Raw genomic sequence first — 23,489 nt, forward strand, 5'->3', positions numbered from 1 at the left:
CTACCACCCCAATTCGGTTAGAAAGGACTGTACTTGCTGCTGCCGTTCAGGTCCGTTATCTTCACTATAAGGGGTAAGACGTAGATCACCAACGATGACTCCGTCCCGCAGATACAATATCCGATTACCACGCAACGCGGTTTTAAGATCATGTGTAACCATAATTATGCTTTGCCCTTGCCTATTCACCTCAGTGAGGACGCGCAATACACCTATTCCTGCTGAACTGTTTAACGCACCTGTCGGCTCATCAGCGAAAACCGCTTTTGGACTGTTGATCAATGCCCGGATAATACCCGCCCGCTGAGCTTCGCCACCTGAGATTTGCGCCGGAAACTTGCCCCAGACAGAGTCATCCAGACCTACATCTGAGAGTAGCTTTTTGGCTTTTTTCACAGCCCCTGCTCTATCCTTTTGTACAAGAAAAGCACTAGATAATACATTGTCGAGGACACTCATCGTATCCAGCAGATGAATCTGCTGAAACACGAACCCACAATTCTTCCGCCGGAATATCGCAAGCTGATCATTACTCATGGCTGTGATATCCTGACCTTCAAATAGAACCTCTCCAAGCGTTGGCTTATCCATACCCGAAATGGCATACAGCAGTGTTGATTTACCAGAACCAGAGCTGCCCATGATAATCGTGAAATCACCATGATATAAGGTCAGATCCAGATTTTTCAAAACATGCTGCTGAGTTCCTCCATGGGAGAAGGTTTTTCCAAGCTTATTAGTCTGCATCAGCACTTTATTATTCACTTCGCTCATGTTGAACACTCCATTTACATTCATGCTCATTAATTGCGCTAAAAGAAAATCATTGCTCTACGCGAAATATAATGGCTGCAATCACAAGCTCATTCGTAATTGCAACCTTATCGTACGTTAAATGTTCTTAACATGTCTTTGTGCAATCCTTAGCTAATTCTTAATTCTGTCCTGCTAAAGGAATTAGCAGTTTGACTGTAAATCCATCCTCCCGATTGGAGCACACAATGTCGCCTTGCATTTTTTGCATCATATAACGGGAAATGTACAGGCCTAGACCCGCACCATTCTGGCTCACGGCCAGACTGCCCCGAAAAAATTTATTAAATACTAAAGGCAGCTCCTCCTCCGGAACCCCGGGGCCATAATCCAGAATATCTACCTCCAGATAATGATCCGTAATCTCGAACCTAATATCAATAGGTGTGTCTATGTAGGCATATTTGTAGGAATTATTCACAACATTATCAATCACCTGCTGCAGCCGCAAGGAGTCCACCGTAATGATACAGTCAGGCACTGCTGCTGCTGAAATCCGTTCATAGAAATTTACATTATTTATAATTTGGATCAGCAGGTGGCTTTGCTCCTCCGTTAAGCTGACTTTAAGTTCATTTAGTTCCTCTAAGGTCGAATGGAACATATCGGTCACCAGACGATCAATCTGATCCGCTTTGGAATACAAAGTGTTAAGCTGTCTGCTGGTCTTCTCATCCCTTGCGCTTAATAACATCAGTTCCGTAATCGCCTTTAACGAAGCAACTGGTGTTTTAATATCATGACTGAGACTAGCAACCAGTTCCTTTTTACTTTTATTCGCCAAATATTCGCTGTGTCTAGCCGCTGCAAGCTCTTCCCGCATCATATCAAAGCTTTCGGTAAAAGCACCAAACAGATGATTACGATCCATCTCCAGCGGAACTTCCAGATCACCTCTCGCGATATGCTTCGCGAATAGCTGCATTTTGCGAAACGGACGGAGAACCGATCGATTCAGGAACCAAATATAGAGAATGCCTAGAACCGTAAGCAGTAGCAGCATCACAATAGAAACTTGTATAAATTGTTTTTTCATATGTATAAAAATCGCATGGTAATCATTATTAATAATCACCTTACCCACCATCTTATCCTGAACAAAAACGTCCACTAGAGTATCCCGATTGTTGATGGCTTCGTTAACGGTAACGGAAATCGCATTTCCCGTCTGATATTTAAGTACTCCCGCGGTATCGATAATGGCAAATTCATAAGGACCTTCCTTGTACAGGTTCGGATCAAGCTTGTCCCAGTTCTGTTCCGTGAGCTTCACAATGGTATTGATAGCCACTCTATCTGTTCCTGTCTCCTCCTGCAAATTAAGAATTAGGAATGTGAGCGTTAAACTTGCGGCAAATATAGTAAGTAGAAGAGCCAACAGCAGTTTTTTAGTCATAACTATTTGTCCTCAAAAGCATAACCGATGCCCCATACTGTACGGATGTACTGAGGATCATTAGGATTCTGCTCAATCTTCTCGCGTAGATGGCGAATATGTACATTTAAGGTGCCATCCCCCGCAAAAACATCTCCCCATACCTCTGTAAATAACTCCTCTTTGGGGATTACCCTATTTTTATGCTGAATCAAATAGCTGAGCAGTTTATATTCCATCGTTTTCAGCTTGAGAGCTACGCCATTAAGGCTTGCCCTCCTAAGTTCAGGGTCTATCTGGATAGATCCGGCTTGAAGGACCGCTGCCTCAGCTATAACTTCGTTATTGTGGCGTTTAAGCACTGCCTTCACTTTTGCGAGCAGCACTCTCAGGGTATACGGCTTATGAATATAGTCATCTCCTCCGATATCAAGAGCAATCAATACATCATCTTCACTGGAGCGGGCACTAATAAACAAGATAGGAATCCCCATCGTCTGACGCAGCTCTTTGCATAACTGGAAGCCGGATTCACCGCCTAAATTAATATCAAGCAGTAACATTGAGACTTGATGCTCACGCAAAAAGCTCCGGCAGGCAGCAGCGCTTGTAACAAACGCGGTTTGAACATCAAACAAATTAAAATATTCGCAGGTGCTCTCCGCAAGTTCAGTTTCATCATCAATAATTAAACAATCATATCTCATGGATTTCTCTCCGCTTCAACAGAATTTAGTATTATGTTAGAATATGCCTTTAAGGAGGGGTTACCTGTGGATAAACAATCCCAGCGTCTGGAGCAATATTTAGAAAAATACGAACAAAGCTGGCCACTGAGCGGCACAGTCTTAATAGCTCAGCATGGAGAAATCAAGCTACAAAAAGCATACGGATATGCGAATCTTGAACATCAGGTTCCGAACACTATAGATACCAAATTCCGGATCTGGTCATTAACCAAGTCATTCACTGGCATGGCAATTCTGATGCTAAAAGAACAAAAACGTCTGCGACTGGAAGATCCGATCCTTAAGTATCTTCCTGAACAGCATGCATTCGAGGGGATTACCGTCCTTCATCTGCTGGGACATACCTCGGGTATAGCCAACTACACTTCTCTACCCGAATATAATCAAAAATTAAATAAGCTGAAGCTGACTCCACTGGAGATGTTACAGCTATTTGTGAGTCAACCGCCTGCATTTATGCCTGGCACATCGTTTTCCTATAATAATTCAGGTTATTATTTATTAGGAATGATTATTGAGAAGATTACAGGCATGACATTTGAAGATTATATCACTACTTTTATATTACAGCCTCTTGGCATGGTAAATACAGGAGTTTATAACAATCAGCAAATCATTTCAAAATTAGCCTCACCTTATCATTCCTCATGGGGTGAGTATACTCAGGGTGAATACATAAATATGAGCTCTATCCTATCAGCGGGTGCTATGTATTCGACGGCTGCTGATCTTTTCCTGTGGGATCAAGCGTTATACTCCGATCAATTAGTATCCCACGATACTTTGGAGATGGCTTTTCATTCAAGTAATCTCAAATATCGTTTTGGTTGGTTTTTGGACGAACGTTATGATCGCAAAAGAATGTATCACGGCGGCGCTTATCGCGGCTTCCGAAGTGAAATGCACAGATATCCAGAAGAGCAGACGACCGTCATCATGTTGACCAATTATGATTGTGTCCCCATTACCAAGTTAACGGAATCTCTATCTGGATTAGTATTCGGTGAGCCTGCCGAGATGCCGATATTCCCGCAAGCCTTCCCACTTGATGATAGCATGTATGCTGAATATATGGGGACCTATGAGGGATTTGGCTGCAAAGCGAGCGTAGAGCGTAGGGGCCAGGACTATTATTTTGTCTGGAATGATGAAGAGGTTACACCGTTCTATCCTATCTCAGAAACAAGATTCCATCATACCAAGCATGACAGTGAATTTGAATTTAAACGGAATGAACAGGGTGAGCTTTCATTTCTGGGGATGAAAAAAAACAAACGAGTGCCGCATAAGCCATGAAATGGCTGCTGGGGCACCCGCCTTTTTTTTCAGCTAAAGCCTAAGCCTTGGCCAAAATAATAAATTGTGTGAGCATCACGATTACCGCTGAAGACACCCCCAGCGAATTAATGATTGTTAAAGCATTTGGATAACTTTCTTTCCGAAACTGTGAGAACAAAGATACCGTCCATAACACGCTGAAAAATAACGACGACAACCCAGATACAGCTTCACTATCAATTCGTCTGCTCCGGAGAAACAATCCGGCAAGGGTGGCGACAGTATAAACAATATATATTACTAGCTCTATCGATGTGATAACGATCGCCTCGCCGGCAGAGAACAAACGCATTAACAAGTATTGAAAACCTAAACAGATAAACACAAGCTGGTTAAAAGATAGTCTCTTCACTCTCATAGCTTAGCTCCTTTAGGATATATTTTCACAAAAAGATAACGCTTACATTGTACTAGTGATTGAATATATCTTCTGTGACTTTCCATACCCTGCCAAATATTAGTCAGATAATATCCTCACATACAAAAAAGGAAGTACACTTTGCGAAAAAGATCCGCAAGGCATACTTCCTTTTTTTACGATTCGATTGTAGATTTAGACGGAATGGGACATCTTAGTTCCAAAATAGAATGAACAGTGGATTTATAAGATGTTTTCTTAAAATTAGGAGGTCATTGCTGTGAGAAACAAACAATCCATTGTCTTCGTGACCATTCCATTATCCGAGATCAAGAAGTTCATCCTTATTGATATTGTTGCTGGATGGGTCTTTTATTTTGCTATAAAATTCCCCTTCCATTCCTTAATTGCCGCCTCTGCCGGAAGCATGTTTGGTCCTATCCTCATACGCCAATCCATGAAGTTAGTTCAAAATCGCGCCAAGGTTTAAGGTTTTAAGAACTGCTCAATCTGTTTTTTATGATGCTTATCATGTGGGATAAAACTTCTCAAGTACTTGCGAACGCTGAATTTTTTGCGATCTCCATCCTTATATTCCTGATTGAATTCATCTTCCGTTAAGCCTGCAGCTGCATCTAAGATTTTAGTTCTATAACGTACAAATTGTTCAATTAATGTTTGTTCAGATAATAATTTAGCATATTCTACAGCATTAGCATTAAACTCGTTAAAATCCAAATGCTTAGTTGTGATCGGTTCCCGGAGAATTATTTTCTTAATCGCACCTTCATAAAAATATTTATCCCATAACATGAGATGACAGATGATATCCTTTACAGTCCATTTACCAGCTGCAATAGGCTGATTCCAATGTTTGTCTGATACTTCCCCTAAAGATTCTACGAACGGGATGAGGGACTTAAATTCGAGTAACATTTGCTCATTTGTTTTTGCAGCCAGAGAGATCAACCTCCACATGAAAAATAAAATAATTCAGTCACAACATCTATGCTGCGTCATCCGCAGAAGCTGCGGCCAGATCCATATCGGTAGAGTCAGGATTCAGCCAAATCTCAATCAACTCATGGGTACGCTTCACATCATTTTCGTCAAGCATATAATACCATTGATCCTTCCGTCTGCCTTCACCCTGCAACATATGGCTTGTGATCTCAGGAGTACCCCCCTCGAGAATTACTCTTTTCGCCAAATCAAGAATAAAGTCTGACTTCATATTGGTTTGGAAATTACTGCCTGCTATTTCGATGATTTTCTGTATATTAAGGATATTATCTACTCTCTTCATCCGTTCAAGCGCAGATTTCAAAAAGATCCGCTGCCGCTCCGTTCGTTTAAAATCAGAATCCTCACGGTATCTTACATACATTAATGCTTCAGCGCCAGAATAAATCGGTTTGTTCGGTTCAATTCTTAATTTCTCATGATCCGGGCTCTTGTTCTCAATCACCTTGGTAATCGGAAGTTCAACACCCCCTAGAGCATCTGTAACGCCCACAAGACCGTTGAAATTAATAGTAGCGTAATATTCGATAGGCGCGTTTAATAAATTTTTAACGGTGTCTACACTCATCTGAGGACCGCCATAGGAATGTGCTGCATTAATCTTGGTTTCTTTCCTAGCTCCTTTAACATTTTCCGCTCCGATAATTTCTGCATAGGAATCACGAGGGATCGACACGAACAATACTTTATGATCAACTGGCCGAATCACAGTATATATAATCGAATCAGAAAGCCCGTTCTCTTTTCCCCGCTGATCAGTACCCAATAGGAGGATAGAAAATGGACGATCCTTATTATCCGTCGTGGGTTGGAATCCAGGAGCTTCAGCATTTTCATTATTTTTTAAAGGAACGTATGACCCATCAAGCGTGTGTTCAATAGTCGGAGCCACAACATTATTAAATCCGAAAATCAGCAGTTCTTTACGAAAAACATAAGATCCTAGCCCAGCAATAAGTACGATAGCAAGCGTAAATAGCCAGATCTTTTTTTTCTTGCTGGTCTTAGTTTTCTTCTTCACCTTTTTTTTCTCAATTCTACTTAAAGAAAATGAAGAAGCTGAATGGGTAATCTGTTTATTTTTCATTCGGATCCTTAACCCTTCCTGATGACGGATTCTACCAGCCGGTAATAGGGAATCATGTAGGTTGTCTCAAAGCCTAATCTATGCGCTAAGTTGAAAGAACCTTCGTTATCCAGACGACACGCCCACACCGGCTCAAGCTGATGTTCTAGACAGTATTCGATTAAGGCTGAACAGACAGCGTAGGCATAGCCCTTCCCCCGATGTGCTTCTGAGGTTTCTATGCCAATTTCCAGTTGATGCTCATTAACAAAACCCGAAAATGCCGTAGAGGCAATTTCCCCAGCATCAAGAATATTGAAGCCCAGCCCCTCAGCAAGAAATTGCTCTTCATTCCTCCAAAAATCCTTAGGATTGACACCTCCTGTTGCCGCCATAAACCGTTCTTTGTTCATTCGCACCACTTCAAGGTCTTGGTTAAGATAAGAAGCTTTCTGGTTCAGATATCTCTCGCGGTTAAAGCTGAAGTTGACCCTTGTATTTCTATGGAGCATTTCCTGTTCACTCCAATGAGCGATAACTTCCGGCCAACCTCCCGCTGGATCAGCCTGCAGCAACTCTTGATGATGCCGAATCATATTTTTATTGGTTATGTAATCAAAAAGGTCGCGCTTAAACTCTTCATTATCCGACTCTCCAATTAATAAAGACATTCCACAAGGGTGTGCAATGTAAAAAGCACGCGGGTTAACGATATCGTCAACATATACGCTGCCAGCAATGACTTGCTTCACCACTGACTCAGCAAACATCGTATTTATTTTCACATTTTCTAAAGGCTCAATTGCTTTGTAATAATCTTTACACTCTAGTCGTTTCATAATTTTCTCCTTAGATATCACGTAATGTTTTGATAGATAACCACCAGCTTGTGAGAATATTTTTTTACTGGATGACACCGTTACCTAAAATATCCCATTATTATAGACGATCTTCGGGTCGATAAGTTTCTATTTATAAGAAATTTGTGAGACAAAAAAAGACCATATCCTATCAAGGATTGGTCTACCCTATTTATTAATGATGATCTTAGGTTTTTTTCACAATCATATCGATCTCGCTCTTCAGTAAAAGATATCTGACGACACTTCTCATGATCGGAACTTTAGTCAACTTATGCTGATCTACATAACTTTTCATTTGATCTTTAGACAGCCCAAGCAAGCTTCCCGCTTCAGATACCGTCAATACTTCCTTGTTACTTGTAGCGTTAAAGGTTTTCTTAACTTTTAAATTCCAGTCTTCAAACACCTGCATTTACATCCGCCACCTTTCTATAAAAAAATCCCCAAACGATACGTTTGGGGATTCATTTTACTACTTACAGTTTTACAACATTCTCAGCTTGTTGACCACGATTGCCTTGAACTACGTTAAATTCTACACGTTGTCCTTCATCCAGGGACTTGAATCCGTCACCAGTAATTGCGCTGAAATGTACGAATACATCTTCTCCACCTTCAACCTCGATAAAACCAAAACCTTTGTCTGCGTTAAACCATTTCACTGTTCCTGTTTGCATAATATAATTACCACCTTATTTTTATTTACATGTTATTCTTATCCTCAAAAAATCTCTTACAAAATCTCTAAAAAAATAAAAATTCACATATGGTACAAGGTTATTAACGTCTAAAGAATAACCCTCTACGCTATGTGAATTCGCCAGGTAAATACTTTCGATAGATTGATTATAGCACAGCTAACACCAAATAGATACTCTTCTGCATTATGAACAAAATGGGAAGAAAGAAGGAGCTGTGTCATAAGTGATTCTACGAGTGGAGACTGACCTCCTCACTTTCAAAATCTTAAAATCAACAAAACAGCGATTCTTCTGTTCTCGAAGAATCGCTGTTCGGCGTTTTTTGGTCATTCGCGGTCTGCTTCAACTACACTTTCATTATCCTGCGGGGCTTTCGGACTCAGTTGACGTTATTTACATGTTTTTATCCTTTACAGCTAGAATTCGGACACCAGCGACGTTATTCCTTGGAAAGAGGCTCATATTAAGCATTTTTTGGGCCAATAGCTGCACTGGAGTCCGATAACATTCCAAATATCGGATAATCCTACGTTTAAGGACCACTGTGTCCCTTAGCAGGTTACTAAGCGTATTTTCCAGTGACTAAGCATGTGCTTTCGACACAGCAGTCATTTTCATAGCTTAGGGGATAGCCCTTTTTCTAAAATTTGAAAAGGGAATTTAAATTTTAAAATAGGACAATTTATCCAACAGGTCTTGCACCATTGAGCTAAGTGACTCCGACGAAGCTGAGATCTCTTCCATAGAAGCAAGCTGCTCCTCTGAGGCTGCTGCCACACTTTGGGAGTCAGATGAAGCTTCCGAAGCAAGATCGGCTAATTGTTTAACTGTAACTGAAATTTGCTCCGTACCCGCGGTCATCTGCTGTGCAGCTGCTGACACCTCTTGGATTTGATCAGTCACCTGCGTCATCTCTGTCAGAATCGAAGTAAATAAAAGATCACTATCAGATACACTTTGCACACCAAGAATTACTTTTTCATTGCCGACAGCCATTGCTTGTGAAGCTTGATTAGTATCTTGCACCACATCTTCAACCAAAGCAGTAACTTGTTCGGCAGCTTTTTTAGTCTGATCTGCCAGCATACGAATTTCTGAGGCCACTACAGCAAAACCTCGGCCATGTTCACCCACTCTGGACGCCTCAATAGCCGCATTTAGTGCCAACAGATTGGTCTGTTTACTTATGTTCGAAATCAGGCCTATAATCCCGCTGATCTGAGCAGATCGTTCGCCTAAACGTTCGATTGCCAGACTCGTCTCATCCACAGACAGCTTTAACTCTGACATTTGGTTCACTGCCATTTGAAGCTGCGCACTGCCCTTTTTCGTCTGATCGGTAACTTCATCTGCAGACGCAGACACCGATGACGAAGAGTCAGCGATCCGTTGCACTCCAACATTCAGCTCGCTCATCGCCATTGAAGAATCACCCGCATAATCACTCTGCAGCTGCGCTCCTTCGGCTACTCGTCCAATTGCCACAGCAATTTGTTCAGCAGCTTTCCCAGTCTGCTCAGCGTTAGCTGTCAGCTCTTCAGAGGTAGCTCCCACAGACATTGATAAATCAGCAACAAGTCCAAACATTTCTCGAAGCTTATGGGTCATATGATTAAAATGTGTAGCCATCTTGCCGAATTCATCATCATTTCGAACCTGCAGGGTTTGAGTCAAATCACCCTGAGACATCAGCTGCAATTTATCAGATAACAAGCGAAGCGGTTTAACTACCATCAACCATAGCTGAAGACCAACAATAACAGCTAAAATCAAAATACCAATAATCATAATGATAAAAAATTCTGTTTTGGCTTGTTCATAATCAGCCATGATTACATCCTTAGAAATCGCTGTCTGTGTGTACCAGACCTGGTCACTTCCAGGCATTGGTATCGGAACAAAAGTCCGCAGCACGTCTTCTCCCTTGGAATTTATCGTGTATCCCAGTGTGGCCTCCCCATTCTTCACACGCTTCCACAGTAATGTTTTATCTTCTGTATCACCGAACTCTTTGAGTACACTTTGAGGATCATTTGGATTGGCTGCATATTTGCCATTACCAGTGATTAAAGAAACATAACCTCCCAGAGGTTTATAGTTAACAGCTTCTTCCTGCAATTGGGTTAACGAAACATCGAACCCTACAGTCCCAAGAAATGCACCCGTTTTATCCAAAATCGGCAGCATGACCGAAATCATCTCTATTGCTCCACCAGTCGTCTCATAGGAATAGGGTTCAATATAGACCGGTTTTTTCTCTTTTTTAGGTAAAAGGTAATAATCACCTGCACCTTCTACATCGTAATTTTTTAAGGGTTCAACCTTAATTGCACCTTGATTTCTAAAGACATAAGGAATAAAACGCCCCGTACCATCATCATATGGCATCTTATTTATATTAGCCTGATCGTTCTGATCAAAAGCATTGGGTTCCCATAATATGCTCATCCCAAAAATTTCTGGTCTGTGCTCAAGCATAGTTTTCATTGTAGAAACAACATCTTCACGGTCCAAGGTTTGACGTTCTCTTGATTCAATCAGTACCTCAGCGAGCGCTTCACCCGTCGACTGAATGTCTATCATTCTATTCTGAATGGTCTCCGCATAACTTTTCCCTGCGATCTCTGCCTGAAGTTCACCGTTGGATATGCTCACACTACGCAGATTAGCCAGGTTTGCGACTAAACTAAAGAAAAAGATCACAATAATTACTAAACTTACCACCATAACAAACTTAAACGTTAAAGAAAGCCTTCGATACAATGCCATCTGAACAACTCCACTCTAGGATAATATATCTTTAATCGACAAAATACGACCTCTATTCAATAGGACTTATTACCTATAATTCAAAGGATGAAAATTTAAAATTCTATCCATTCCAAAAGTATGTTTAAATAAAAGTAGCCTAATCAAAAAAACATAATACAAAGGAGTTCATGCCGATGGAAATATCCTCTTTTTTGTTGCCAAAAGATCAAGTTGCCTATATCACTAACTCACTATCCATGCTGGAAGCCTTAGAACAATTAGAACAGCACCATTACACGGCTATCCCTATTATTGATAATGAAGGAAAATATGTAGGAACACTTTCGGAGGGTGATCTATTGTGGAAGCTGAAAAACACAGCAGACTTAACCTTTGACAATATAGGGGAAGTTCCAGTAAGCGACATCCAAAAGCATGTTCATAACGAAAGTGTTCTCATTAATGCAGAAATGGAAGATATGCTGACGCTCGCTGCGGATCAGAATTTCGTTCCTGTGATTGATAATGAGGGTGTATTTGTTGGAATTATTAGGAGAAAAGATATCATTGAATATTACACTCGCAACATTACGGATTAATAAAAAATGACCAATCTCCATTACGGAGACTGGTCATTTTATTTTTCATCAAAATTACAGTTCAGTCAGGATAATCGTTCCTTGTGGGGTAATCGCTAAAGTATGCTCATATTGTGCTGACAATCCGCCGTCAATGGTACGCGCAGTCCAACCATCCGCATCAATTTTTGTTCTGTAACTGCCTGTGTTCAGCATGGGCTCAATGGTAAATACCATCCCCTCTTTAAGACGAGGCCCTCTCCCTGCTGGACCATAGTGAGGCACTTCCGGAGCTTCATGCATTTCTGAACCGATCCCGTGGCCAATAAAATCACGTACTACAGAAAATCCGTTAGACTCTGCATAAACTTGGATGGCATGCGCAACATCCCCGATACGGTTGCCTGCAACCGCCTGCTCGATTCCACGGAATAACGATTCCTTAGTAGTGTCTAGAAGTTTGGTCGCCTGTTCACTAATATTGCCAATGCCGTAAGACCAGGCCGAATCTGCCAACCAGCCGTTTAAGTTAACAACCATGTCAATGGTTACGATATCCCCGTCTTTTAGCGGCTCTTTTTTCGGGAATCCGTGGCATATTACATCATTTACAGATGCACAGGTTGCGTACGGGTACCCATTATATCCTTTTTGCTCAGGAGTAGCTCCTTGAGACAATATAAATTTTTCTGCAAATTCATCAATTTCCCAGGTCGTAATACCAGGCTGCAAAATTTGCGCAATTTGACGATGACATTCAGCGAGAATTTTTCCCGCCGCACGCATTTTTTCGATCTCTTCCATCGTTTTCATGATAATCATAATATCGCCTCTTCTGTACAGAACTCATCGCTCTCGGGCAACGGTTCTTCTTTTGTATTTAGTTTACCCTTTATATTATGAAAGAAAATCGCGAGAAATCCAAATCATTAGTCAAAAAAAATTATATTTTCCTTCCTGAATCTAAAAATAACATCATTTTTTTATGATAATGTTAGATGAAAGACGAGTGCCTGATCAGCATTTCGTCTTATTTTCTAATAAAACATAAAGTTATTGTTATCGTTAAATTATTTATTATTCCTAAAAATTCCTTTATATGTTATATTCAGAATAACTGAGGAGGTGATACATGCCTGTAATTGAGTGCATTTACTGCAACCACCTGAAGGATACGCATAATCTAAGAAGCAACTCTATTTGATTAAGGAGGAAATGTTGATGAAATTCAGTAAGCATTTTTCGTTCCGGAAAATCAGTTTGTTAGTATTAATTAGTATCCTTACTCTTTCTATTTCCTTACCTCAACAGCAGGCAGCGGCAGCAAACACTTCTGTTAAGGGCTTTTATGTAAGCGGTACCACTTTGTATGATGCCACCGGCAGTCCTTTTGTAATGCGTGGGGTTAATCATGCACACACTTGGTACAAAAACGATCTGGCTACTGCAATACCGGCCATTGCAGCCACTGGCTCCAATACCGTCAGAATTGTACTTTCTAATGGCAGCAAGTGGTCTCTCGATACTTTAGCTGATGTCCAAAATATTCTTAAGCTTTGTGATCAGTATAAAATGATTGCCATGCTGGAAGTGCATGATGCTACTGGCTCAGACAACACATCTGATCTTAACGCTGCAGTCAACTATTGGATCAGCATCAAGGATGCTTTGATTGGTAAAGAAGATCGTGTCATTGTGAATATTGCTAATGAATGGTACGGTTCTTGGAACACTGCAACATGGGCCAGTGGTTACCAAGCGGCAATTCCGGCGTTAAGAAATGCGGGCATTAAGAACACTTTAGTTGTAGATGCAGCGGGATGGGGTCAATACCCACAATCCATTTTCACTAGTGGTCAGGCTGTATATAATTCAGATACCTTAAAAAATACTATTTTCTCGATTCATATGTACGAATATGCCGGAGGTAATGCTGCTACCGTTAAGAGCAATATCGACAGTGCCTTGGCCATTGGAGCCCCCGTGATTATCGGCGAATTCGGTGACAAGCACACGGGTGGAGATGTCGATGAAGCCACCATTATGAGCTACACTAAGGAAAAAAAGGTAGGATGGCTCGCCTGGTCCTGGTATGGTAATGGCGGAGGCGTCGAATATCTGGATCTAGCCAGCGGTCCAGCAGGAACACTCAGCAACTGGGGAAATACAGTCGTTAATGGAGCAAACGGAACCTTAGCAACCTCCGTGCTTAATAAAATTTATACAACGCCTGGTTACCAACCTGTGCCGGATGGTGGCACAACACCTACACCTACACCTACACCTACACCTACACCTACACCTACACCTACACCTACACCTACACCTACACCTACACCTACACCTACAGTAACACCTACACCAACACCAACACCAACGCCAACAGCTACGCCAACGCCAACGCCAACGCCAACAGCTACGCCAATGCCAACGCCAACAGCTACGCCAACAGCAACAGTAACACCTACAGCCACTCCTACCGGCTCGCCATCCAGTAATCTGGCACTTTACTACCGTGCAGCAGATACCAATGCTACAGATAACTCAATCAAACCTTACTTCAACATTTATAACAACGGAACAACGGCAGTCAATCTAAATGGACTGAAAATTCGTTATTACTTTACTAAAGATGGAAGCGCCTCCCTCAATGGTCTGATCGATTGGGCGCAGATCGGTGCTTCTAATATATCGGTTGCCCTTGGGTCCACTAGTGGAACGAACGCCGACTCTTATGTTGAGCTTACTTTCAACGCTAGCGCGGGCTCCATACCTGCCGGTGGACAGTCAGGAGAAATCCAATTACGAGTGCATAAAAGCGACTGGTCTAACTTCAATGAAGCAAATGACTATTCGTTCGACCCAACCAAAGTTTCCTTCAGCACTTGGAACAAAGTAACCTTGTATCAAAACGATGTACTGCTCTCCGGCATCGCTCCTTAAAAACATAAACCAGCGAGCCTCCCAAGATTGGAGACTTGCTGGTTTTTAAAATTAGATCTGTTGTAGCGCAGATGTTAGGATAATGCTTACTTATTGTAGCTCAAAAGATGACTGTTGTTAGATTTGTCAGTCAACAGTGATTTACTGCTGTTAGTCTGCTGCTGGATTAGTCTGCTGCTGGACTGTTACTACTTTGATGTTAGTTTACTATTGCTCGTCTATTGTTCCGCTAGTCGATTGCTGCTCTTTTGCTTGGCTATTCTGCGTACTACTCTACTGTTGCTCCTACTGATCTGATTTCACTCTTTCACACTATCTAATTCGACTCTTTCATTACTCTGACGTTAATCTACTATCGCTCATCTGCCGCTCATCTGCTGCTCATCTGCCGTTCTTTACTTTTTGAACACTCGGTTGTGGTTTTCGGACTCAGATGACGCTATTTGTGCGATTTAAGCCGTTTTGAGCAGTTTTCGGACTGGAGAGACTCTATTCCTCTGAAAAAGGCCTGTTCCTGCCTCTTTTCATCCCCATAACGGCGCTGGGGTCCGAATACTCTGCAATTAGGCAAAATTTCAGGAAATAAGGGCTCCTGAGTCCGTCACCTTGTTAGTCTACTGCCGCTCGTCGCGCTCATCTACTGCTCTGCTCATCTGCCGCTCATGTGCTGTTCATCTGCCGTTCTTTACTTTTTGAACACTCGGTTGTGGTTTTCGGACTCAGATGACGCTATTTGTGCGATTTAAGCCGTTTTGAGCAGTTTTCGGACTGGAGAGACTCTATTCCTCTGAAAAAGGCCTGTTCCTGCCTCTTTTCATCCCCATAACGGCGCTGGGGTCCGAATACTCTGCAATTAGGCAAAATTTCAGGAAATAAGGGCTCCTGAGTCCGTCACCTTGTTAGTCTACTGCCGCTCGTCGCGCTCATCTACTGCTCTGCTCATCTGCCGCTCATGTGCTGTTCATCTGCCGTTCTTTACTTTTTGAACACTCGGTTGTGGTTTTCGGACTCAGATGACGCTATTTGTGCGATTTAAGCCGTTTTGAGCAGTTTTCGGACTGGAGAGACGCTATTCCTCTGAAAAAGGCCTATTTCGGCCTCTTTTCATCCCCATAACGGCGCTGGGGTCCGAATACTCTGCAATTAGGCAAGATTTCAGGAAATAAGGGCTCCTGAGTCCGTCACCTTGTTAGTCTACTGCCGCTCTACTATCGAACATCTACTGCTTATCTGCTACTCATCTACTACTCGTATGCGCTTATCTGCTGCTTATCTGCTGCTCATTTACTCTTGTCTACCGTCTTTACCTCTAGAGCATTTTGTGTACGACACGACACCCCGCGCATCTAACTACGCCCAAACCACAAAAATCCCGGCAGCCATCAACTGGCCCCGGGACATTTTTAAATCTACTTTCATTTAGTCATGGAAATTAAGTCCAGAGGTAACGGCTTTAACATAATCTGCACGGATCACGAAATCTCCAAAATGCTCACCTTGTTGACGTTCTTTGGCATATCGGTGAAGAATAGGTTCAAGCGTCTCTAGGATCTCCTTCTCATCTATGTTTTCTTTATACATTTTATTCAGGCGATCACCCGTAAAGCCTGCTCCTAAATACATATTATATCTGCCTGGAGCCTTGCCGATAAACGAGATTTCACCCAGCGCCGGTCTAGCACATCCATTAGGGCAGCCGGTCATTCGAATTACAATTTCCTCGTCGCGCAAACCAGCTTTATCTATAACAAGCTCCAGCTTATCTATCAACGAAGGCAGATAACGTTCCGCTTCAGCCATCGCAAGTCCGCAGGTTGGCAGTGCTACACAGGACATGGAGCTGCGCCGCAATGCAGAAAGATGTGCTCCATCTGTAAGTCCATGCTGTTTAGCCAGCTCAGCTACTTTTCGTTTTTTGGCAGTAGTGACGTTGGCAATCGTTAGATTCTGATTCGGCGTTAGCCGGAAATCTCCAGTATGGATTTTAGCAATCTCCCGCAAGCCAGTCATCAAGGTGTATCCTTCTTGGTCATGAATCCGTCCGCTTTGAATATAAAGTGTCAGATTCCATTTTCCATTGGTACCCTTCACCCAGCCGTAACGGTCTCCGTTGTGATCAAAATGATAATCATGTGCCGCTTCAAGCTGCCATCCGAGTCTTTCATGCAGTTCGTCAACGAACCATTCCAGACCGTGGCGGTCAATCGTATATTTGAACCGTGCATTTTTGCGGACAGAGCGATTGCCATAATCCCGCTGGATCGTTACGGTCTTTTCTGCCACATCAATCAACTGTTCGGGACGGCAAAAACCAATAATACGTCCCAACTGAGGATAAGTACTGGTATCCCCATGAGTCATCCCCATACCGCCGCCTACAGAAACGTTGAAGCCGACTAGCTTCTCATTTTCCAGAATAGCGATAAAACCCAGATCTTGCGAGAATACATCCACATCATTAGAAGGTGGCACCGCTAAGCCAATCTTGAATTTACGCGGTAAATATACCGGACCATAGATCGGTTCTACTTCCGCACGTTCGCCTAAGCTATCTACTACCTTTTCACCGTCTAGCCAAATCTCATGGTAGGCGGGAGTACGTGGGGATAAGTGATCACTTACTTTACGCGCCCATTCGTAGACCTCTGCATGCACCTCTGACTGGTAAGGATTCGGATTACTCATTACGTTACGGTTAACATCGCCGCAAGCTGCCAGCGTCGTCATCAGCGTATCATTAATGCTGCGAATGGTTTTCTTAAGATTCCATTTGAGTACCCCATGCATTTGAAACGCCTGTCTGGTAGTCAAACGTAAGGTCCCATTACCGTATTTTTGTGCCAAATCATCCATCACTAGCCACTGCTCTGGTGTCGCTACCCCGCCTGGGGCAACTACACGAAGCATGAACTGAAATGCAGGCTCCAGCTTTTGCCGTTCACGCTCATTGCGTAAATCCCGATCGTCCTGCATATAACTTCCGTGAAATTTCAGCAGCCGATTATCATCTTCCGGCAAGCCTCCGGTAATCGAATTGCTTAATGTCTCAACAAGCGCGCCCCGCAGATAGTTACTCTCTTGCTTAATGTGTTCAACATCACTTGGAGGCCCGCCGATCGGCTTAACCTTTTCATTGTTTGCCATTGTTGTTATCTCCCCCCGAAGTCATTCGATAACTTTCCTCTATCCATTAGTAAACATCACGTTGGTAGCGCTGCGCCTGCTGCATATTATCCAAATAAGCTGCTGCTTCTTCAGGACTCAGCCCACCCTCATGCTGGATGACAGTAATCAGAGCAGAATGAACATCATGTGCCATATGCTTCTCGTCACCGCAAATGTAAATATGAGCTCCCGCTTGCAGCCATTCGTAGACCTCGCGGCTCTTTTCCAGAATGCGATGCTGAACATATACTTTCTCTTCGGTATCACGGGAGAAAGCAACATCCAGCTTAGTTAACAAGCCGTCTTTTAGCATTCTCTGCCAGTCTGTCTGATAGAGGAAGTCCGTCACGAAATGCCGATCTCCGTAGAACAGCCATGATTTACCTTCCGCCCCAAGCTCGCCACGTTCCTCCAAGAAAGAGCGGAAGGGTGCAACGCCTGTCCCCGGTCCAATCATAATGATCGGCGCATCAGGATTTGTTGGAAGCTTAAAGTTAGGATTATGTTGAATGTAGATGGGCAACGTATCTCCCGGCTGGACTCTTTCAGCACAATGTACCGAGCAGACCCCATAACGCTCACGGCCATGTGCCTCATAACGTACAGCTCTAACCGTTAAATGAACCTCATCTGGATTAGCTTTATAGCTGCTAGCAATTGAATAGAGTCGTGCTGGAAGCTTGCGCAAAATAGTCACAAAGTTACTGGCTGAGCCTTCCCATGGAGAGAAGTCCTGAACCAAATCGAGCAGATCGCGGCCTTGAATATATTCCTTAAGCTGTTGCGCACGTTCTGGCGCCAATAAATCCTTTAGTTTGTTAGAAGAAGATAACTTCGCCGCTTGCTCAAGCAACGGTTTGGTTAATACAGTGATTTCATAGTGGTGAAGAAGTGCCTCACGTAAGGAACCTTCTTCCCCTTTTTTATTAAATGGAACAATATCATTAGGATTCCAGCCCATAGTATGAATAATAGCGTCTACCAATTCAGGATGATTCTCCGGGTAGACACCCAGCGCATCCCCTGGCTCAAATTGTATGTTAGAGCCTTCTAGTGATAGCTCCAAATGGCGGGTCTCCCGGTCGGAACCGCGTCCGTTCAGATTTAGATTTTCTAATACTTCCGCTTTAAAAGGATTGTTGCGGGTATACAAAGGCTCCTGAGAATCTGTGTCTTCCGCAGCTTGAACCGCTTTTGCCGCAATGGCCGGAGCATTTAAATGTGCATTTAAGGCACCAATCACGCCTTCAAACCATTCGGTAACCGAATCATCATAATCAAGATCACAATCCACACGCGGACTTAACCGCTTGCCGCCAAGTTCCTCAAGCCGCTGATCGAAGTCTTTGCCGGTCTGACAAAAGAATTCGTAAGAGGTATCCCCCAGTGCCAACACTGAGAACTTCAGATTCTCTAATTGAGGGGCTCTTTTGCTATAGAGAAATTCATGGAACATCCGTGCATTATCTGGCGGCTCGCCTTCACCGTGAGTACTGACCAGCAATAGGAGGTTCTCAACCTTCTTAAGTGCATTGGGCTTAAAGCTGTTCATCGCAGTGATCGTGACCTGAAATCCTTGCTCCTCCAGCTTGCGGGACAAGCTCCCAGCCAGCCGTTGGCAATTCCCTGTCTGGGACCCAAACAACACGGTCACTTCACGTGAAGCTACAGGTTGACTAACGGCACTACCTTCCGCATTTCCTATCGTATTTGATTGCACTGCTTGAACCCCGGCACCTGCCGATGGTGCAGTAGTAAGGCCCATGGCCGACAAATAACCGCTAAGCCATATTTGCTGTGTCTCCGTTAAGGATGGTAGAAGACGATTGAGTAGCTCGACTTGGCTCTCGTTAAAAGGACTGTTCGTTACCTGTAGTTGCAACAATATCCACCTCTCCTAAACATGAAATCTTCTGATGATCCGTACCTCATGAAATCAGGCTATCACAATAATTGTAAACGATCAATGATGTCGATTTAACCTAATAATTGTAATTTATTGAAAAAGTATCTATATAGTACGTAAAAACCGATCAAAACAGTATGATTTAACCTGTTTTGATCGGTTTCATTATAAAAAGTGATACTATTTATAAAATATTGTGATAAATAAAAGCTATAATTTTTGCTTACTTTCGGGAAATAACACCTCGCCGATCCCCGTCTTAATCTTCACTATCTCCTCAAGCGTATTCGATAGCTCGCCGGGCGGATAAGGTTTAGTTAAATATTTTTGAATTACATCGTTTAATTGATTCTTATCCGATTGATCCAGAGCAGAAGAAATAACGATAGGGATATTTTCAGTTCTTGGATCTTCTTTAAGCATTCGGATCAAATCCCAGCCATCCAGCTCTTCACCCAACATCAAATCTACCACTATCGCCACAAATGGTGTTTTCAAGGCCTGATCAAAAGCTTGCTGTGGATGGTAATGATGGGTAACACGGAAGCCCTTCCCTTTAAGCTCTTCTGATAAAAGCAACGAAAGACTGTAATCATCTTCAACGATCATTACATTAGGCTTGAGCTCTTTATCGGTGCTCCATTTATTAAGCTCATCCTGTTGCCGGCTCGCTTCCGCATGGAGGATAGGGAGGCAAAACCAGACGGTAGTGCCTTCTCCTTCTACGGAATCTATACCGATATTTCCCTTTTGCTTCTCAATGATCTCCTTACAGATAGCAAGTCCAAGTCCTGTTCCTCCAATTCTTTTAGAGGCGCTATTATCCACTCTTCTGAATTTTTGGAATAGCTGTCCTATTTGATCCTTAGGAATGCCAAGACCATTATCCTGGATACGTACAATAATCCTATCCGACTCGTTATGCAGCAGTACTTTAACTTCATTGTTATCAGGCGAGAACTTAATCGCATTACTTAACAGATTCGTCAGAACTTGGACAATCTTATCCTTGTCCACATCAACATCCGCATTCAAAGCCTCATCCACTAGGAGCACATGATGGGTACTGCTCAGTTTATATTGATCAATTACGCCTAATACAATTTCACTGAGATTCAAATGCTCCGTGATATATTGCTGCTTACCTGACTCCATTCTCTGCAAATCAAGAAAATCATTTATGAGCTCCGTCAGTCGTTTAGCTTCTTTATGAATCGTCTCCAGATATTTAAGCTGCTTCTCAGGCTTCATGGTCTTAGACAATAGCAGTTCTGTGAAACCAAGCACACTCGATAGCGGTGTTCTTAGCTCATGACTTACCGTACTGACAAGATCAGATTTCATAAGGTCCAGCTCATATTCTCTAGTGATATCTCTGTAGACAAACAATGTACCAATACGCAGCTCGCGACGGAATACAGGGATCGCATACACATCAATATGCTTCATCGATTCAGTTCCAATGGAGTATTGCATGCTGCTGGATTCCAGAGCATCCTCAGCAATCGCTTTTTCAAAAAACATCCGAAGTTCATGGTTCTCATTCGAGTGCTCGATGAAATAATCCATCCATTTCTGTCGGGGAATCAAAGTTCCTTCTGTCCACTCATAATTAAAAATGTTGCTCAACGCTTTATTCATCTGCAGGAGCATACCTTCTGTATTCACAAATTGTATGCCCTCGTTCACATTATTTACGATGTCCCGATTCAGCTTTCGTCCATGTTCAATCTCTTCATACATGAATAAACGTTCAATCGCCAGCGCTACGCGGTTCATCATCCCCTGAACCTCATTAATCTCTTCTTTGCTAAAGGAATGACCAATCCGGCTGCCACAGAACACTGCAAGAATCTCATCCTCTGCGTTCACAACAGTAGTGTAGAAGTCGTAAACATAGACCTCACTCGCAGAAATCCCTTGCTCTGGTTGTGTGGCCAAACGCTTGATTAGGTACGTTTTTTCCGCTTGCAAGCGATATAACATCTCATTGTTCTCATGATCAAGATAACGCTCCACATTCTCCTGCGGAATGCCTTTCACAGCTGCGATATTATCTTTCACAAGCAGGAAGAAACTCGAATCAAAGGCATACAAGCGATGCATAAACTCAATAAACTTATCAGCAAATTCATGCTTATCCAAGGTATAAGTAATATCATGATTCAGCTGATTATTAAGCTCAAGCATCATCTTGGTCTGTTCTGTATTTTTTAACGTTTCGGCTAGCTCCTGCTGTACGCTCTTCATTGAGGTGATATCGTTCGCAATAAGGATGTATTGATAAATCACACCCTCTTCATTCAGGTACGGCACAATCGTTAGTTGCAGCCAGATGGGCAATCCGTCTTTGGCTAGAATCTGCAGCTCATTGTTCCACACTCCGCCTGTATTTAATTTGTTAAAGATTTTCTGATAACCCTCGTCAGAGATATTATAAAGTTCAAATAACTTATAGGTGTAACCGATAATCTCAGACTTTTTATAGCGGGTATATCCACTTAAATTATCATTCGCGTAGGTAAAGACACCTTTAGCAGTAAGGATCCCGACCGCAGACGATTGATCCAAAGCTTTCATCATACTTTCAATTTCACTAAGCGAGCGTTGCAGCCTATATTGCTGATCCTGAAGTTCATCCTGCTGCGCATGCAGCTCTTCATTCTGCATCATTAATTCTTCTTCTTTATCTTGAATACTTCTAGCCATATTAAGAAAAGCATCATAAAGTCGGCCAATTTCATCTTGATTCTTAAGCTTGCCCAGAAGAATTTCTTCTCCTGCAGCCAGGGAATGGGTTGCCCCTTCCAGCTTCAGAATAGGATCTATAAGGTTCTTCAGAATCCGCCAGATCATAAAGGTGAAGATTAGCAGAATAATCGTGCTGAAAAAGAATGCGATAAAGGTAAATTCATTGGCACGTTTGATGTAATCCATAGCCATAGTATTTAATGCGGCATCGGATCGTTGCTTGTACTCTTTTGTATACATTAAAAAATCATTCACTGATTTCGTGTTGCCATCTGCGGATAGAGCTCTCAAAGACACATAATCGTCTGCCTCGACAAACCGAATCGCTTCAGGTAAAACTTTAGTTTTGTACTGAACATAAAATGCTTTCAAACCATCTCTAAACAAGGCTTCTTCCGGAGATAAATTGAGATTAGAATAGGTATCCAGAATCTTATCAAAGTTAACAAGTCCTAGGTTTAGGAGATCTAATTCATTGGCACTCTTAAGTGCGCTGAATCCCCTCGCTCGGAAAAAAACCTCATTTAATGCAGTCGCCAATTCGTTAATCGTGTCCGCCTTATTCTGCAGAACTTCACGGTCTCTACTTAATTTGTTCTGCTCATTATTTATGAAAAATAAAAATACAGATCCCATAATAATGATTAACGAAAAAACCAAGGCAATGATACGAAAATATCTATTTTTAATACTGTGATTAGAGCTGCTTCCCTTTGTCACTTAGGATCCCCTCCACAATCTGCAAGAGTTCCATCGGACTAAAAGGTTTTGGCATAAAATAACGTGCGCCTGCATCTACCGCTCGAAGACGATCTACATCTTGGGCTTTGGCTGTTAACATTAAAATAGCTGTAGCCTTCTTTTTCTCATCATCCAGTTGGCCTAGGACTTCAATCCCTGTCATTTCAGGCATCATATAATCCAATATCACCAAATCATAATGATCCTGTGACAATTTTGAAAGCGCCTCTAATCCGTTCTCGGCAGTATGGATCTCCACGTCTTCCAAATCTTCTAAGGTGTCTACAATTAACATTCGTAATACTTCTTCATCATCCACTACCATTACCTTTTGCATAGCTGCCTAATTCCCTCCGCTTTAGATCTCT

19 protein-coding genes are annotated in these 23,489 nt (G+C 42.4%); 4 read left to right on the forward strand and 15 right to left on the reverse strand.

Going from position 1 to position 23,489, the window contains the following annotated elements; all coding sequences use genetic code 11:
- From PODO_RS19400 to PODO_RS19410, 3 genes are all read right to left on the reverse strand, one after another.
- Positions 1-774 carry an ABC transporter ATP-binding protein gene (locus PODO_RS19400; RefSeq protein ID WP_036685808.1) on the reverse strand — a complete coding sequence of 258 codons (774 nt, stop codon included), beginning with the start codon at positions 772-774 and terminating at the stop codon, positions 1-3.
- A 160-nt stretch (positions 775-934) separates the two neighbouring features.
- The gene (locus tag PODO_RS19405) at positions 935-2,209 is read right to left on the reverse strand and encodes a HAMP domain-containing sensor histidine kinase (protein WP_038572352.1); all 1,275 of its coding nucleotides are present in this window, start codon (positions 2,207-2,209) and stop codon (positions 935-937) included.
- A 2-nt stretch (positions 2,210-2,211) separates the two neighbouring features.
- Positions 2,212-2,895, reverse strand: coding sequence for a response regulator transcription factor (locus PODO_RS19410; RefSeq protein WP_038572354.1), 684 nt, complete (start codon positions 2,893-2,895; stop codon positions 2,212-2,214).
- Positions 2,896-2,961: 66 nt separating this feature from the next.
- Between PODO_RS19410 and PODO_RS19415 the strand changes: the two genes are divergently transcribed.
- Positions 2,962-4,233: a serine hydrolase domain-containing protein gene (locus PODO_RS19415; RefSeq protein ID WP_051491413.1), complete on the forward strand. Its 1,272-nt coding sequence runs from the start codon at positions 2,962-2,964 to the stop codon at positions 4,231-4,233.
- A gap of 40 nt (positions 4,234-4,273) precedes the next feature.
- On the opposite strand, the gene PODO_RS19420 is transcribed toward PODO_RS19415, so the two are convergent.
- Positions 4,274-4,633 carry a hypothetical protein gene (locus PODO_RS19420; RefSeq protein ID WP_036685802.1) on the reverse strand — a complete coding sequence of 120 codons (360 nt, stop codon included), beginning with the start codon at positions 4,631-4,633 and terminating at the stop codon, positions 4,274-4,276.
- A gap of 280 nt (positions 4,634-4,913) precedes the next feature.
- Between PODO_RS19420 and PODO_RS19425 the strand changes: the two genes are divergently transcribed.
- Positions 4,914-5,123, forward strand: coding sequence for a hypothetical protein (locus PODO_RS19425; RefSeq protein WP_036685800.1), 210 nt, complete (start codon positions 4,914-4,916; stop codon positions 5,121-5,123).
- On the opposite strand, the gene PODO_RS19430 is transcribed toward PODO_RS19425, so the two are convergent.
- From PODO_RS19430 to PODO_RS30120, 6 genes are all read right to left on the reverse strand, one after another.
- Entirely contained in the window at positions 5,120-5,602 is a 483-nt protein-coding gene (locus PODO_RS19430) for a DinB family protein (protein ID WP_052097152.1), read from the reverse strand. The two genes, PODO_RS19425 and PODO_RS19430, sit on opposite strands and share 4 nt — an antisense overlap.
- A 37-nt stretch (positions 5,603-5,639) precedes the next feature.
- On the reverse strand, positions 5,640-6,743 hold the full coding sequence (locus tag PODO_RS19435) for an LCP family protein (RefSeq protein ID WP_052097155.1): 1,104 nt from the start codon (positions 6,741-6,743) through the stop codon (positions 5,640-5,642).
- An 8-nt stretch (positions 6,744-6,751) separates the two neighbouring features.
- A complete protein-coding gene (locus PODO_RS19440; RefSeq protein WP_038572355.1) occupies positions 6,752-7,561 on the reverse strand; it encodes a GNAT family N-acetyltransferase in 810 nt (269 codons plus the stop codon).
- Positions 7,562-7,769: 208 nt separating this feature from the next.
- Complete coding sequence (locus PODO_RS19445; RefSeq protein WP_038572358.1) at positions 7,770-7,997, reverse strand: MerR family transcriptional regulator; 228 nt, start codon at positions 7,995-7,997, stop codon at positions 7,770-7,772.
- Positions 7,998-8,061: 64 nt separating this feature from the next.
- On the reverse strand, positions 8,062-8,262 hold the full coding sequence (locus PODO_RS19450) for a cold-shock protein (protein WP_036685790.1): 201 nt from the start codon (positions 8,260-8,262) through the stop codon (positions 8,062-8,064).
- A gap of 684 nt (positions 8,263-8,946) precedes the next feature.
- Positions 8,947-11,055, reverse strand: coding sequence for a methyl-accepting chemotaxis protein (locus PODO_RS30120; RefSeq protein ID WP_052097158.1), 2,109 nt, complete (start codon positions 11,053-11,055; stop codon positions 8,947-8,949).
- 176 nt (positions 11,056-11,231) lie between these two features.
- Here PODO_RS30120 and PODO_RS19460 point away from each other — a divergent pair, with 176 nt between their 5' ends.
- On the forward strand, positions 11,232-11,636 hold the full coding sequence (locus PODO_RS19460; RefSeq protein WP_038572361.1) for a CBS domain-containing protein: 405 nt from the start codon (positions 11,232-11,234) through the stop codon (positions 11,634-11,636).
- Positions 11,637-11,690: 54 nt separating this feature from the next.
- Here the strand turns inward: PODO_RS19460 and map are convergent, their stop codons facing one another.
- Positions 11,691-12,437 carry a type I methionyl aminopeptidase gene (gene map, locus PODO_RS19465; RefSeq protein ID WP_036685786.1) on the reverse strand — a complete coding sequence of 249 codons (747 nt, stop codon included), beginning with the start codon at positions 12,435-12,437 and terminating at the stop codon, positions 11,691-11,693.
- Between the two features lie 399 nt (positions 12,438-12,836).
- Between map and PODO_RS19470 the strand changes: the two genes are divergently transcribed.
- A complete protein-coding gene (locus PODO_RS19470) occupies positions 12,837-14,558 on the forward strand; it encodes a cellulose binding domain-containing protein (protein WP_038572364.1) in 1,722 nt (573 codons plus the stop codon).
- Positions 14,559-15,977: 1,419 nt separating this feature from the next.
- Here PODO_RS19470 and cysI read toward each other — a convergent pair.
- The 4 genes from cysI to PODO_RS19490 all read right to left on the reverse strand — a co-directional run bounded on the left by cysI (position 15,978) and on the right by PODO_RS19490 (position 23,458).
- Entirely contained in the window at positions 15,978-17,702 is a 1,725-nt protein-coding gene (gene cysI / locus PODO_RS19475; protein ID WP_038572365.1) for an assimilatory sulfite reductase (NADPH) hemoprotein subunit, read from the reverse strand.
- Between the two features lie 46 nt (positions 17,703-17,748).
- Complete coding sequence (locus tag PODO_RS19480; RefSeq protein ID WP_038574638.1) at positions 17,749-19,605, reverse strand: assimilatory sulfite reductase (NADPH) flavoprotein subunit; 1,857 nt, start codon at positions 19,603-19,605, stop codon at positions 17,749-17,751.
- A gap of 234 nt (positions 19,606-19,839) precedes the next feature.
- The gene (locus PODO_RS30125) at positions 19,840-23,100 is read right to left on the reverse strand and encodes an ATP-binding protein (protein ID WP_052097162.1); all 3,261 of its coding nucleotides are present in this window, start codon (positions 23,098-23,100) and stop codon (positions 19,840-19,842) included.
- Complete coding sequence (locus PODO_RS19490) at positions 23,078-23,458, reverse strand: response regulator (protein ID WP_036685780.1); 381 nt, start codon at positions 23,456-23,458, stop codon at positions 23,078-23,080. Before PODO_RS19490 ends, PODO_RS30125 begins: the two co-directional genes overlap by 23 nt.
- Between the last annotated feature and the right edge of the window lie 31 nt (positions 23,459-23,489).

Origin of the sequence: Paenibacillus odorifer (genome assembly GCF_000758725.1) — a bacterium.
Taxonomy (GTDB): domain Bacteria; phylum Bacillota; class Bacilli; order Paenibacillales; family Paenibacillaceae; genus Paenibacillus_AQ; species Paenibacillus_AQ odorifer.